Below are 14,360 nucleotides of genomic sequence, written 5' to 3'. Positions count from 1 at the left end.
CCTGCATATTATATATATATCCGTTATAATGAGAATCGATATCATTAATATGTAGGGGGTGCTACACATGTCACAACAAGCATTTGAAGAAAAGTTATATGCAAACTTAGAAGCTGTTATTGATCCTGAACTAGGTGTTGATATTGTTAATCTTGGATTAGTTTATGACGTTACAGCAGATGAAAATAATAATGCTGTCATTACGATGACGATGACTTCTATCGGTTGTCCAATGGCTGGGCAAATTGTATCAGACGTAAAAAAAGTATTATCAACGAACGTACCTGAAGTCAATGAAATAGAAGTAAATGTCGTTTGGAATCCGCCCTGGTCTAAAGAACGCATGTCACGTATGGCGAAAATCGCATTAGGTATTCGCGACTAAATAAAGAAAGACCTGACATCCTAGTCAGGTCTTTTTCTCTAATTATTTTACGCCTACTGCATCATAAGCTTTCGTTACAGCTTGTACAGCTTTAGAGTTTTTACCATATAAATCTTCAGCTGACTGAAGAGCAGCTTGACGCATCATCTTAAAGTCAGAGTTTGCAGTTAAATATTTCGTAAGAGCACGGTAATAAATTTTTTCTGTCGCTTCACGGCCTACTCCAGTTACTTTCACACCGTAATGCTCTCCGCCATCAGATACTAAATAGGCAGCTTTATTGTTAATACTACTGTTAATATGAACGCCGCCATTATCAGCTGTTCCAGTGTAGCGTTTATTGTAATGATCTGGGTAACCTTCACCTGGTTTTAATGGATTTGGAATAGATGCTGGATCTTTCAGAGAGCGAAGTGCATCACCAGGTTTTCCAGGTGTATAAATGTCAGCACCTAAATCCCAGCTCTTCTTCTCAACCATAACACCCATAATATCAGATAACGATTCATTTAACGCACCTGACTCATTTTTATAAACAAGGTTTGCTGTATGTTCAGTTACAGCATGCGTTAATTCGTGACCGATAACATCTAGTCCAGCAGATAATGGAATGAATGTTTTTCCATCACCATCACCATACATCATTTGTACACCGTTCCAAGCAGCGTTATTCCAAGCTGTACCTACGTGAACAGTTGAAATAAGCTTCGCGCCTTTATCATCGAAAGAGTTACGATTAAATGTCTTTTTGTAGTAATCATATACTTTTCCTGCATTTACATGCGCATCAACTGCAGCTTTATCTTCGAAGAATTTAGATTTACTTTCAACTTCTTCTCCTGTATATCCAAGCCATTGTGAGAATAAATTAAACCAGTTCTCGTCCATATTTTCTGCATCAAATGTATGAATACCTTGTCCTCGTTTACCATCAAACAAGTTGAATTGTCCTGTTTTCGTATCTTGAGCAATTTCAAATGATTGTCTAGCACCTAATACTCCGTAACCAAATCCAGTAATGTTATCTACAGCATTATATTTCTCAATAACATTTCCATTTGTTGCATCAACAAAATAATGCCAATATCCTGGAGCTGGCTTTGAAATCGATGCTTTCACTAAATATGCAAGATAGAAATCCCCATCTTTTTCATACACAAATAAATCTTTTTTCACACCGTCATAACTCTTTACTTTACCAACTTCTTTTTCAATATCTGCCTTTGCAATCGTTTCTGCTTGTTCCGCACTAATGCTTGCAGCTGCAGGAATATTTTTATCCTCTAAGTTCGGAATAACTTGTCCAAAGAATGCTTTTACATTATTTTCTTTATCTAGTGTAACAGTTTGATCTGAACCATACACAGGAATGTTATTATGTTTCTCAACTAACTTCACGTGTGTTGTGCCAGATTCAGCATCTTTTTCTTCCCCAACGACATTGAAATGTTTATCAATATTTCCTGCTAATTTAAACATATCTTTCTTACTCTCTAAATACTGAAAGACTGTCTCTTTTTTATCTAGTCCTTCCGGTGCTTTCCATTCTTCACCTATGTATGCAGGCGTTTTAAATTCTTGATGATATTGAATTTTTTGTTCTTCCGCTTTCGTTGTCGTTGCTCCAAATGTTCCAAATCCCCCGGCGATAACAGTTAAGGCTAATGCTGATGAAATGACTTGCTTTTTCACTATAACATTCCCCATTCCCTAAAGATTTTTGACACTTTTATACAATTCTTATTTTCCGGGCTAATACCTTTATCTAAATATTGAGAAAGTTTTTTCTGACAATTCCACTCAAAAAAAGAGGACATCCCTTCGATGTCCTCTTTTCCATAAACGTTCGATTATTTTTTCAATTCAATTGCTAAATAATGTGATTGCTCTTTCGCTTCAATATGAATATCCTCTTCTATCGCTTCTGCTGCATCACGCATAACAAGGCTTTCACCATTTATTACACTACTTCCTTCAATTTGAACAAGATACAATTGACGGCCTTCTCGCACAGGAAAATGAATTTCTTTTCCGGCATCTAACGATAAAGAATATAAATTTGCATCTTGGTGAATACGAATTGGTGCCTCTCCTTCTACTGGAGATACCATATGGAACCATTCATTCTCACGCTTACTCCAATCAAATGTAAACTCACCATAGTTTGGTTTATGATCCGCACGATCTGGTAAAATCCAAATTTGTAATAAACGTAGTGTTTCATTTCCTAAATTATGCTCGCTATGAAATACACCTGTGCCAGCACTCATATATTGAACATGTCCTCGCTCAATTGTTCCGCGGTTCCCCATGCTATCCTCATGTGTTAAAGCACCATCTACAACGTACGAAATGATTTCCATATCGCGGTGCGGATGCATATCAAAACCAGTTTGTGCCGCTACTAGGTCATCATTAATTACACGCAATGCTCCAAAGTTCATGTTATTCGGGTTATAGTAGTTCGCAAAGGAAAAATGAAAATGTGTATTTAACCAACCATGATTTGCTCTTCCCATATTTTTATGATCAACTTTTCTAAACATATCCTTCACCTCATATTATCTCGAATTCAAGATTTATTTTAAAAATTTTTCTCACTGTAGTTTTTTTAGTAATTTTAATAATTGATGTCGTTCTTCTACATTTAAATTTTGAAACTGCTCCGCTTGGAAAGTTTCTTGAGGCGGGACGATTTCTTCATATAAAGCTTTTCCCTTTTCTGTTAACGAAATATATTTTGTAGTACCTTCTTGTTCACGATGAATCCACTCCAGCTGCTCCATTTTATTTAATAGCTGCGTGATATTTCCCTTCGTAACAAATAGTTTATTTCCGAGCTCTTGCTGCGTTAGACGATTATATCCTCCAACTTGAGCTAGCACATCAAACTGAGCGGCAGATACATTCCATTCTTTCAAATGCTGATTCGTCTCACGAATACTTTTATTATAAAAACGTGATAAACGAAACCACAATAGTAACCCGAGTCTATCTTCTGTTTTCATTCTATCACCTCGCTCGTTTCACACCATTAGTTTAGAACTAAACTTTATAAAAGTCAATCACTTACTTTTAGTAATCAGCAAAGAAAGCACAGTGCCATTTCTCCACTATGCTTTACATTAACTTTCTATTTTTATATTCATCTAACTTCCTCTCCGCGAACTTTCTCGCATCTTTCTCAATCCATCTATCTTCGTACAATTCACTTCCAACATACAATACTTCCCTCTTATGCTGCATCGCATGGCGAAATTCATGCAATAGTGTTTTGAGCACCTGCTCATACTCTTCCCACATACAAACAAAAATTAATTGTTTTTCTTTATGATAAAAACCACCTACTGGGAATAAGAATTCCTCTTCTTCTTCTCCTAATGATAGAAGCACATGATTCGCATCACACGTATCGCAAAAAATAACTGGTGTTTTACATACTTCAATCAGTGAAAACAAATCATCTCTAAGCCTTTTGACATCCCAAGGAAGCTCCGAATCCAACACATACCAATTCTCCACCTGTTGATATACATTTTGAAACTGGAGTTCCATTTTTCTATAATCCCCTTTCCAAACTCCCTTTTCCTATATGTATGCCACAATATGGTAAATATTAAACGTATTCTTTCATCCTTGAAAAAATGCCAATAAAAAAGGAATCTATACCGACATAGATTCCTTTTCCGTAATCACTTTTTTTTCATCATTTTTTTTAATACAAAGTAACCAATTGCACAAACAATAGCAGCAAGTGCAAAGTATTTCACATATGGCCCAGCGACTTTATTAATACTTTCCCACTCTGTTCCTAATTTAAAACCTAAATATACAAATACAATCGACCACGGAATAACAGCTAATGTAGTTAGCGTAATAAACTTAGCATGTGACATTTTTGCAATCCCTGCTGGTATCGAAATAGCATGACGCACAACAGGAATAAAACGCGCTGTAAAAATAACACCAGTTCCGTAACGATTAAACCACGCTTCAGCATAATCAATATGTTTCTTTTGAATTAAAATATATTTTCCATATCGCTCAAGGACGGGTCTTCCTCCGTATCGACCGATCCAATAAATGAATAATTGTGCGATTACACCACCAATTGTACCGAACGCGACAGCGCCCCAAAACGTAATGCTTCCTGTTGATACTAAATAACCTGCATAAGATAATACGATTTCACTTGGGATAACCTCTAGCATTAATCCAAGCATAATTCCCCAATAACCAAGTCCTTCTAGAAAAACTAAAACGGAATGAATCAACTCTCCTAACATCATGTACCTCTCTTTACTGTTTTCATTGCAAAAAATAAAAGTACAAGCAGTAAATATCTTGTACTTTTATTTTTTTAAAATTAGCTAGTCTTCGTATCCCACTTAAAGATTTTATTTAAAAATTTATATACATTCTTTGACTCTTTCGTCAGAAGTGGACCTAAGATGGATAGTATAAGCACGTATAGTGCCGAGAATGGTTTCAAGACTGACATTAAACCACCGGCGATGCCGATATTGGCCATAATGATGGAGAATTCTCCTCTTGAAACAATTGTTAATCCAATATTTGTTGATGCTTTATGAGATAATCCAGCTTGTCGCCCTGCAATCATTCCTGCAACAAAGTTTCCGATGATTGTAAGAAGGACAGCACCTAACGTTAACCATATCGCTCCGCCTAATGAAAACGGATCAATGCTTAATCCGAAACTGAAGAAGAAAATAGCTCCGAAAAAGTCTCTAAATGGAACAACAAGATGTTCAATTCTGTCACTATGCTCTGTCTCAGAGAAAACTAATCCTAAAAGAAGTGCTCCAATTGCTTCGGCAACGTGAATTGTTTCCGAGAAACCTGCAATAAAGAATAACGAAGCAAATACTACAATAATGAAAATTTCATCTGAACTAATATTGAGCAATTTATTTAATAACGGCGTCGCCTTTCTAGCTACAATAAAGAAGAGAAGCATGTATCCTAAAGCAATTCCAATTGAAGTAAGAGCACCTAAGAATGAAGCATGATCCCCAAGAACTAAGCCTGAAACGACTGATAAATATACAGCAAGGAATATATCTTCAAACATAATAATTCCTAAAATTAATTCGGTTTCATTATTACCAGTTCTTCTTAAATCCACTAACACTTTAGCAACGATAGCACTAGAAGAAATCGTAATAATACCCGCAATAATTAAGATTTCTAGTAAAGGGAATCCCATTATAAATCCGTATAATAATCCAAGTGAAAAGTTAATTAAAATATAGATTGTTCCGCCAATCGCAATAGAACGTCCAGATTTAATTAGTTTTTTCATCGAGAACTCTAGTCCTAGGTAGAACAGAAGGAACAGAACACCAATCCGTCCAAGGAAGGATATTACACTTGCACTTTCAATAAATTTGAGATCGATAACACCTATTGTCGGTGCGTGCGGACCTACTAACATCCCGAGAACAATTAGAAAAGGAATTACTGAGAATTTAAACTTTCCAGCAATTACCGCCGCAATTGCCACTAAAACTAAAGCTGTACCAACTTCAAAAATTAACGTATCCATCTAGTCAGTCCCCCTATTCGAAAGTAACTCATTAATAATTTTTTTAATTTCTTCTCTCTCACCTGAAACTACAAGCATATCGCCTTCTTCAATGACCGTTTCTGGTCCTGGATTGAATAGCTTTTTCATATTCTTTTTCATAACTGCAATAATCGTTACGCTATATGTTTTTCTTATTTCAAGGTCGCCAATTGTTTTTCCGATTGCCGGAGCTGCATTCTCCACTTTAAACCACTCAATTGCTAAACCTTCAAAGACCATCTCAACATTTTCTAATGCTCTAGGTTTGTATACCATTCCACCTAATATTGCTGCAATTTGTCTCGCCTCTGAGTCACGTAATGAAATACTTGAGATGCTTTCTTCATGATCTGAATCAAAATGATACATTTCTCTACGCCCATCATCATGAATGACAATCACCATCTTTTCGTTACCTTTCGTAACGATTTGAAACTTATAACCAATACCCGGAAGTTCACTTTCTCTAATATTCATATTTAGCTCCTCCATAACTTCTTTATTTTAATTTTCTGTTTTTCCGTCTTTTGTTCATCCAATCAATTTTAGAAATTCTAACCATTCAGGATACCTATGACTTGGAAATCTTTTATTGTAATAATAAGTGGCTCCTAAAAAAATACTTAAAGATGTAATGATAAAAAATATATTACTTCTCATTTTCAAACTCTTAAGGCTTACATTCAATAAAGATTCTTCTTTCAAATTATCCCCTCTTTCTCGTTTTAAATTTAGTTTTTTAAAATGTAAATAATTCTAAAAATATTACTATGTAACATAATCATAACACGAAATACGTTTAAGTAACATAATTTTTTAGAAAAATTGATTCTCGTATATTTTTTGCATATAATTTTCTTATTACGGAAAAAAGGAAGTGTATTATATGGTTGATATCTTTAGCAGATTCCTTGAGGTAACGAATAATATTTTATGGTCATATATTCTTATTGCAATGCTAATCGGCTTCGGTCTTTATTTCTCTTTCAAATTAAAATTCGTCCAAATTACTCATTTCGGTGAGATGGTCAGTTTAATTAGTAAAGGATTTAATCGAAAAGAAAAAAAGAAAGATAGCATCTCTCCATTCCAAGCATTTTGCTTAAGTGCAGCGGCACGTATCGGTATTGGAAACTTAGCTGGTGTAGCATTAGCCATTTCAATGGGTGGACCTGGCGCAATATTTTGGATGTGGTTTATCGCAATTATCGGAGCAGCTACTAGTTTCGTAGAATGTACGCTCGCGCAAATTTATAAAGTAAAAGATGGAAGCAGGTTCCGTGGTGGACCAGCATATTACATGGAAAAAGGATTAAACAAACGCTGGATGGGTGTTTGGTTTTCACTTCTTATTACAGTTGCGTACGGATTAATTTTCAATTCTGTACAAGCAAATACAGTAACAATAGCGTTTGAAAATGCTTTTGGACTAGAGCGAACGATCGTAGGAGCTCTATTAGCTTTATTAGTTGCAGTTATTATTTTTGGTGGTATCAAGAGCATTTCACGTATTACAGAAATGATTGTTCCTCCAATGGCGATCATTTATATTGCCGTGGCTATTTTTGTCGTAATTAACAACTTCAATATGTTACCAAGCATTTTTATGGAAATATTTAATGGCGCATTCGGTTTAGACCAAGCTATCGCTGGTGGTATTGGAGCAGCAATCAAGTTCGGAATTCAGCGTGGTCTATTCGCGACAGAAGCAGGTATGGGTAGTTCTCCTAACGCAGCAGCAACATCTGATGTATCTCATCCTGTAAAACAAGGACTTGTTCAAGCATTAGGTGTTTTCGTGGACACATTCTTAGTATGTACATCAACAGCATTTATCGTATTATGTTCTGGACTTTACAAAGGGTCGAATTTAGAAGGTATTGAATTAACACAACAAGCATTAAGTTCACAAATTGGACCGTGGGCAAGCACTTTCTTAGCGATTATTATTTTCCTATTCGCTTTCAGTTCTTTACTAGGAAACTACTATTATGGCGAAACAAACATCGCATTCATTAAAGAAAGCAAAACATGGTTACTCATTTATCGTATTGCAGTTGTCGGAATGGTGTTCTTCGGATCTATCGCTGCCCTTCAAACGGTTTGGAGTTTAGCTGATTTCTTTATGGGACTAATGGTATTCACAAACTTAATTGCCATCTCATTCCTTAGCAAGTTTGCATACGCAGCTTTAGTAGACTATATAAAGCAAAAGAAACAAGGAAAAGATCCTGTCTTCGTTGCAAGTTCTATCCCTGGCTTACAGAATACAGAGTGCTGGGATGGACAGGATGTAGAAGAAAAGCAAAAGGCTGTGTAACAGCAAAAAGCGGAAGCGGCTCGTTCAGAACAAGAGCTATATATCAAACAAAATCCCTATTACTTCACCGTAATAGGGATTTTTATTTATAACAATTCATAATTTGTTCAAATTAATTCCAGCAAAAGGGTTGATTTATACGAATTACTAGATTATAATAATTATAAATTAGTAATTGATATAACATAACAACTCAAAAGGAGATTGATCATAATGAACAAACAAGTAATCGAAGTATTAAACAAACAAGTAGCAGACTGGAGCATTTTATTCACAAAACTACACAACTTCCATTGGTACGTAAAAGGCCCTCAATTCTTCACATTACACGAGAAATTCGAAGAACTTTACACAGAATCAGCTACTCACATCGACGAAATTGCAGAACGTATTTTAGCAATTGGCGGCCAACCAGTAGCAACAATGAAAGAATACTTAGAACTATCTTCTATTCAAGAAGCAGCATACGGCGAAACTGCAGAAGGAATGGTTGAAGCAATCATGAAAGACTACGAAATGATGCTAGTCGAACTGAAAAAAGGCATGGAAATCGCTCAAAACTCTGATGACGAAATGACATCTGACCTACTACTAGGCATCTACACAGAACTAGAAAAACACGCTTGGATGCTACGCGCATTCTTGAATCAATAATAGATTTTAAAGCGGAAGCGGCTTGCTCAGAATCGCAGGACATTGGAGCTCTCGACCTTGAAGCGCTTTTTGCTTCGAGCGAGAGAGCGAAATGACCGGAGATTCTAGCCGCTGGAGCTGGATAATACTTAAAGCGGAAGCGGCTCGTTCAGAACAGGAGGGTGTTGGAACTCCTGATTACGAGGCGCTTTTTGCCTCGAATGAAGGAGTGAAACAACCGACTGTTCTAGCCGCTGGAGCTGGATATCATTTAAAGCGGAGGTGACTCGCTCAGAACAAGAGGGCATTGGAGCTCCTGACGAAGAGGCGCTTTTTGCCTCACAGGAAGGGGCGAAATGACCGACTGTTCTAGTCACCGGAGCTGGATATCATTTAAAGCGGAGGTGACTCGTTCAGAGTCGCTTTTTTCTATGAAGTGGTCGCATTCAATGGTACACGAAATTATATCAACGATTTTTCAAATATATCGACGATAACCCACAATATATCAACGATTTTTTCATTATATCGACGATTCGACATAGGATATCGACTTACCGACAAAACACGACAATATTAGCACCCCTCTCTTCTACTTTTATCAATATATTACAATCCCTTTTATGTTAAAATATAGGTAACACCCTTTAGTAAAATAGATCCAAAAAAGCTTTTCCATATTCATCATTTACTACTTAAATGGCGGGAGTGGTTCAGTTGAAAGACTACTTAATTAGAGCATTTTTTGCGTTAATAACAGTTGGGATTCTCTTACTTATAGCTAATATTTTCAATATACGTGTCGAGGTTAAAGACTATGCTTTCCTCGTTGTTGTAGCAATTGGTGGCGGCTGGGGTGGCTGGTACCTGTATAAAAAACAAAGTAATCAAAGTGATAAAGGCATTCCAAAGTAATACGGAATGCCTTCTTTTATTGCCGTCTATAATAAATAATAAAATTCAAACCGCTAATACAGCCGATAGCAATAAACATGCTAAAACTCTGTGCATCCCCAGCTAGATTATACTCATCAACGATAAACCCAGACATAAACAACGTTATCGCGGCAACACCGATACACAATATCGAAATAAACCAAAGCGAAAATCCATTAATTAGCTCTTTCTTCTGTGTTGAAACAATTAGCATAACAAGAATAGATGCTGTTAATATACTTTTAAAAACAGGACGTAAATACACAAACTCCTCCATCTATTTCTCCTTTTCCAAAAACATTATATCTCAACATTAACATATTTAACCAAATTAAAAACACATGCCTTTTCAAAGTAAAATGACATGTGTTTCCAAAAATATCTATAAAATTGTATTATGATAGCTGCTTCCACTTCATTCCTAAAACAGGACGCTCGTAATTTTGGATTGCATGAATTAGTTTATCTGCCGTCTCAGCTGAAACGATCAATTCTTTATTTGATGGATTCATAAACCCTTCTTCTGCTGCACGTTCAACCATTTGCAAAATTGGTCCATAAAAGCCTTTTATGTTCAATAAACCAACTGGCTTATTATGTATACCAATTTGTGACCAACATACTACTTCAAATAGCTCTTCAAACGTTCCGTATCCGCCTGGTAATGCAATAAAAGCATCCCCAAGCTCTGCCATTTTCGCTTTGCGCTCGTGCATCGTTTCTACTTCAATTAATTCTGTTAATCCTGTATGGACAATTTCTCCTCGGAATAGACCGCGCGGCATAACACCTGTTACGCGCCCGCCTAAACGAAGAACTTCGTTTGCTACTTCTCCCATTAATCCAACGCAAGAACCACCGTATACAAGCTCATAATCGTTCTCAACAAACATTTTTCCTAACGCTATTGCCTGCTCTTTAAATTCAGGTCTCTCCCCTAAGTTGGAACCTGCAAACACACAAATCTTTCTCATCCCTACACCCCGAAACTATATATTGTTATGATACAATGAATATTGTACAACATATTGAAGGGATGAGGAAGAAATGGATATCATCGCATTTCAAAGATGGGTGGAGGAATTTTACGAAAAACGAAGCTGGTCACAGTATAATTCCTTTATTCGCTTAAATTTCTTAACAGAGGAAGTTGGAGAAGTTTCACGCGTTGTTCGCGCAATCGAAATTGGCCGTGATCGTCCTGACGAAAAAGTGAAAACAGAAGAAGAACTAAGACAAGAGTTAAAAGAAGAACTTGGTGATGTACTATCTAATCTTATTATTCTTTCACAAAAATATGATTTAGATTTACAAGACATTATGGAAGCACACGTCACAAAGCTTTCGAAAAGGTTCGAAGTATCCAAATGAGAATATTATCAATTATGGTATAATATTCTTGTCACAATACTAAGGGGGATTTTATGTTATCTAAAAAATTGCACGACGCATTAAACGATCAAATGAACTTTGAATTTTACTCTGCCCATGCTTATATGGCGATGGCTGCTTACTGTACGGCGGAGAGCTATGATGGATTCGCTAATTTTTTCCTTGTACAAGCTGAAGAAGAACGTTTCCACGCAATGAAGCTTTACAACTACATTAATGACCGCGGTGAGCGCGCTATTATTACTGGATTTGATAATCCAAATAACAAATACGAATCTGTACTGAACGCTTTTGAAGTGGCACTTGAACACGAGCGTGAAGTAACGAAGCGTATTTACAACTTATCTGATATCGCTTGGGATGAGCGTGAGCATGCAACAATTACATTCTTAAAATGGTTCGTCGATGAGCAAGTAGAAGAAGAATCTTCATTCGATAGCATCATCCAAAAATTAAAACGTATTACAAGCGATTCAAACGCACTATTTATGCTAGATGCTGAATTAGAGAAACGTACATTTACGCCTCCAGCTGAGTAGTGTTTCAATCACCTTAATGAATGTATTAAGGTGATTTTTTTATTTTCTCTCTAGCTTAAAATCACCTTAAATTTCCTCATATTTGACATAGCGCCCACTATAAAATGGTATTATTTTCAATATAAAATAATATACGAGGAGAGAAAAAATGAATCAACGTGTAGAAGTTGTTGACGCCATGCGTGGCTTCGCTTTATTTGGTATTTTACTTGTTAATATAACATTAATTCAATTCGGGTTCTTCGCTAATGAAAAACCATCCTATATATTTGGCGGACTCGATAAAGGTGCTAATTGGTTTATTCAATTTTTCGGCACACAAAATTTCATTTCTTTATTCTCTTTTTTATTTGGTCTTAGCATTATTTTGTTACAAAAAAGCATTGTCGCAAAAGGAAAAAAGTTTTCCCCTACATATTTACGTCGTATTCTTATTCTTTTACTACTAGGTTTTATTCACGGCGTGCTCATTTGGTCCGGGGATATTTTATTCTCATATGGCCTCATCGGGATTTTCTTACTGATGTTTATAAACAGAAAGCCAAAAACATTATTAATTTGGGCAACTATTCTACTCGCACTCCTTACACTTATGACTTATTCAACTGACCCAAATACAAATGTTACTGATTTTGCTCCTTATATTGAAAAAGAACATAAAGTTCATGAGACTGGAAGCTATATGGATCATGTCAACTTTAGGTTAACTGAAAATCCTTTCGAATATATAGGCATTGACGGTTTCTTCGGATTAACCTTTATAACACTTTTTACACTCATTTTCCTATCTCCACTTTTCTTAATCGGTATGTACGTAGGAAAAAAAGGGTGGTTATTTGAGATTGATAAACATATCTCTGTTGTCAAAAGGATCTGTCTTCTTACTGGTATTTTCTCTTTTACAATCAAAATTTCAGCTATGTTCGTCAAACATCCTATTGTACTTATGTTACAAGACGGCCTTACACCAGTAACCATGACCTTCTTTTACGGAAGCACAATTATTTTATTATTCCATTACAAAAAAGCAACCCGTCTACTAACATACATGGCCAATATGGGAAAAATGTCGGTTAGTAATTACTTAGCCCAGTCCATTATCACAACAACAATTTTTTACGCATACGGCTTTGGCTTATTCGGTAAAATAGGATATTTCTTCGGTATTCTTTTAACGATTGGAATCTATACAATTCAATTATTTGTTAGCACATATTGGCTGCGAAAATATCGAATAGGTCCTGTTGAGTATATATGGAGGCTTGGAACTTATTTGGAGAAACCACAATTTAAAAGAGACTTAGATAGAGCAAGTTAAATAAAAAAGCAATGAGCCTACGCTCATTGCTTTTCTTAATTTATTAAAGCATAACCCCAACGATAATCGCTGATAATATACTTACTAACGTTGCACCGTATACAAGTTTTAATCCGAATGAAGATACAACGTTTGCTTGTTTGCCATCGATACTCTTCGTTGCACCTGCGATAATTCCGATTGATGAGAAATTTGCAAATGATACAAGGAAGATAGATAAAATACCTACTGTACGAGCTGATAAATCACCAGCTACTTTTCCAAGGTCAAGCATTGCAACAAATTCGTTCGTTACTAATTTCGTTGCCATAATTTGTCCTGCTGTTAGCATCTCTGATGTTGGAATACCCATTACGAATGCTAATGGTGAGAAAACGTATCCTAAAATGCTTTGGAATGTGATTCCGAAAATTGAATCGAACACACCGTTAATTGCTGTAATTAATGCTACGAAACCGATTAACATCGCCGCTACTGTTACAGCGATAGAGAAACCAAGCATAATATATTCGCCTAACATTTCAAAGAATGTTTGTTTTTTATCTTCTTGTAATTCTAAAATGTCGTCTTCTTCTTTTACGTCATATGGATTAATAATATGAACGATAATGAATCCACTAAATAAGTTTAATACAAGTGCTGTTACTACATATTTTGGATCAATCATTTTCATGTAAGAACCGACGATTGACATCGATACTGTTGACATGGAAGATGCACAAAGTGTGTATAAACGATTTTTCGGTAATTTGCTTAGTTGATCTTTCACTGTAATGAATACTTCACCTTGACCAACAATTGCAGCTGCTACTGCATTATATGATTCTAGTTTTCCTAAGCCGTTAATTTTACTTAATAGGAAACCGACTGCACGAATGATAATCGGTAATACTTTAATGTGTTGTAAGATCCCGATTAGTACTGCTAAGAAAATAATTGGTAATAATACTGTTAAGAAGAATGGTGCTTGTCCATCATTTGCTAAACCACCAAATACGAAATTAACCCCTGCTTCCGCAAATTTTAAAATAGCACCAAACCCATCTGCAATCCCTTTTACTAATACAAATCCGACCTTTGTATTTAGTAAGAAATACGCAAGTACCAATTGAATGACAAGCATAAGTGCAATTGGTTTATATTTAATTTTCTTACGATCTGAACTGATAAGGAACCCTAGTACAAATACTACAAGTAAACCGACTAGAAACATTACGATCTTCATATGTGAATCCTCCACTTCTCCCACG

General features: G+C 35.9%; 18 protein-coding genes. 8 read left to right on the top strand and 10 right to left on the bottom strand.

All coding sequences use genetic code 11. The features are described 5' to 3' along the window. The first annotated feature begins 67 nt into the window (after positions 1 to 67). Positions 68 to 385 carry a metal-sulfur cluster assembly factor gene (locus DN394_RS08900; protein ID WP_000082523.1) on the top strand — a complete coding sequence of 106 codons (318 nt, stop codon included), beginning with the start codon at positions 68 to 70 and terminating at the stop codon, positions 383 to 385. A 42-nt stretch (positions 386 to 427) separates the two neighbouring features. On the opposite strand, the gene nprB is transcribed toward DN394_RS08900, so the two are convergent. From nprB to DN394_RS08865, 7 genes are all read right to left on the bottom strand, one after another. Then, entirely contained in the window at positions 428 to 2,077 is a 1,650-nt protein-coding gene (nprB, locus tag DN394_RS08895; RefSeq protein WP_098091901.1) for a neutral protease NprB, read from the bottom strand. 158 nt (positions 2,078 to 2,235) lie between these two features. Next, on the bottom strand, positions 2,236 to 2,931 hold the full coding sequence (locus DN394_RS08890) for a pirin family protein (RefSeq protein ID WP_046960031.1): 696 nt from the start codon (positions 2,929 to 2,931) through the stop codon (positions 2,236 to 2,238). A gap of 51 nt (positions 2,932 to 2,982) precedes the next feature. Beyond that, the gene (locus DN394_RS08885) at positions 2,983 to 3,393 is read right to left on the bottom strand and encodes a MarR family winged helix-turn-helix transcriptional regulator (RefSeq protein ID WP_098091902.1); all 411 of its coding nucleotides are present in this window, start codon (positions 3,391 to 3,393) and stop codon (positions 2,983 to 2,985) included. A gap of 112 nt (positions 3,394 to 3,505) precedes the next feature. Next, positions 3,506 to 3,940, bottom strand: a complete 435-nt coding sequence (locus tag DN394_RS08880; protein WP_046960033.1) for a DUF3920 family protein — start codon at positions 3,938 to 3,940, stop codon at positions 3,506 to 3,508. A 137-nt stretch (positions 3,941 to 4,077) separates the two neighbouring features. Further along, a complete protein-coding gene (gene uptA / locus DN394_RS08875; RefSeq protein WP_000900204.1) occupies positions 4,078 to 4,671 on the bottom strand; it encodes an undecaprenyl phosphate transporter UptA in 594 nt (197 codons plus the stop codon). An 80-nt stretch (positions 4,672 to 4,751) separates the two neighbouring features. After that, complete coding sequence (locus tag DN394_RS08870; protein ID WP_000380224.1) at positions 4,752 to 5,951, bottom strand: cation:proton antiporter; 1,200 nt, start codon at positions 5,949 to 5,951, stop codon at positions 4,752 to 4,754. After that, positions 5,952 to 6,449, bottom strand: a complete 498-nt coding sequence (locus DN394_RS08865) for a cation:proton antiporter regulatory subunit (protein ID WP_001026069.1) — start codon at positions 6,447 to 6,449, stop codon at positions 5,952 to 5,954. A gap of 409 nt (positions 6,450 to 6,858) precedes the next feature. On the opposite strand from DN394_RS08865, the gene DN394_RS08860 reads away from it, so the two are divergent. From DN394_RS08860 to DN394_RS08850, 4 genes are all read left to right on the top strand, one after another. Further along, positions 6,859 to 8,292: an alanine/glycine:cation symporter family protein gene (locus DN394_RS08860; RefSeq protein ID WP_098091903.1), complete on the top strand. Its 1,434-nt coding sequence runs from the start codon at positions 6,859 to 6,861 to the stop codon at positions 8,290 to 8,292. A gap of 213 nt (positions 8,293 to 8,505) precedes the next feature. Next, positions 8,506 to 8,946: a Dps family protein gene (locus DN394_RS08855; protein WP_046955628.1), complete on the top strand. Its 441-nt coding sequence runs from the start codon at positions 8,506 to 8,508 to the stop codon at positions 8,944 to 8,946. 91 nt (positions 8,947 to 9,037) lie between these two features. Next, positions 9,038 to 9,211 carry a hypothetical protein gene (locus DN394_RS28915; RefSeq protein ID WP_170955600.1) on the top strand — a complete coding sequence of 58 codons (174 nt, stop codon included), beginning with the start codon at positions 9,038 to 9,040 and terminating at the stop codon, positions 9,209 to 9,211. Positions 9,212 to 9,642: 431 nt separating this feature from the next. Further along, positions 9,643 to 9,840: a hypothetical protein gene (locus DN394_RS08850; protein ID WP_000656314.1), complete on the top strand. Its 198-nt coding sequence runs from the start codon at positions 9,643 to 9,645 to the stop codon at positions 9,838 to 9,840. A gap of 16 nt (positions 9,841 to 9,856) precedes the next feature. On the opposite strand, the gene DN394_RS08845 is transcribed toward DN394_RS08850, so the two are convergent. Both DN394_RS08845 and DN394_RS08840 read right to left on the bottom strand, forming a co-directional pair. Then, positions 9,857 to 10,138 (bottom strand): hypothetical protein, encoded by a 282-nt coding sequence (locus DN394_RS08845; protein ID WP_098705156.1) that lies wholly within the window; start codon positions 10,136 to 10,138, stop codon positions 9,857 to 9,859. 118 nt (positions 10,139 to 10,256) lie between these two features. Continuing rightward, positions 10,257 to 10,835 (bottom strand): LOG family protein, encoded by a 579-nt coding sequence (locus tag DN394_RS08840; protein ID WP_098705155.1) that lies wholly within the window; start codon positions 10,833 to 10,835, stop codon positions 10,257 to 10,259. Between the two features lie 73 nt (positions 10,836 to 10,908). On the opposite strand from DN394_RS08840, the gene DN394_RS08835 reads away from it, so the two are divergent. The 3 genes from DN394_RS08835 (at position 10,909) to DN394_RS08825 (ending at position 13,110) form a co-directional block, all read left to right on the top strand. Beyond that, positions 10,909 to 11,232 (top strand): MazG nucleotide pyrophosphohydrolase domain-containing protein, encoded by a 324-nt coding sequence (locus DN394_RS08835; protein ID WP_098705154.1) that lies wholly within the window; start codon positions 10,909 to 10,911, stop codon positions 11,230 to 11,232. Between the two features lie 53 nt (positions 11,233 to 11,285). Continuing rightward, complete coding sequence (locus DN394_RS08830; RefSeq protein ID WP_046955624.1) at positions 11,286 to 11,792, top strand: ferritin; 507 nt, start codon at positions 11,286 to 11,288, stop codon at positions 11,790 to 11,792. 148 nt (positions 11,793 to 11,940) lie between these two features. Next, the gene (locus tag DN394_RS08825; protein WP_098705153.1) at positions 11,941 to 13,110 is read left to right on the top strand and encodes a DUF418 domain-containing protein; all 1,170 of its coding nucleotides are present in this window, start codon (positions 11,941 to 11,943) and stop codon (positions 13,108 to 13,110) included. 43 nt (positions 13,111 to 13,153) lie between these two features. Here the strand turns inward: DN394_RS08825 and DN394_RS08820 are convergent, their stop codons facing one another. Then, entirely contained in the window at positions 13,154 to 14,335 is a 1,182-nt protein-coding gene (locus tag DN394_RS08820; protein WP_046960038.1) for a NupC/NupG family nucleoside CNT transporter, read from the bottom strand. Between the last annotated feature and the right edge of the window lie 25 nt (positions 14,336 to 14,360).

This window comes from Bacillus sp. BB081 (genome assembly GCF_008368895.1).
GTDB classification, from domain to species: Bacteria; Bacillota; Bacilli; order Bacillales; family Bacillaceae_G; genus Bacillus_A; species Bacillus_A wiedmannii.
The sequence above is the reverse complement of the archived record's forward strand: the minus strand, read 5'-3'. Positions and strand labels throughout refer to the sequence as shown.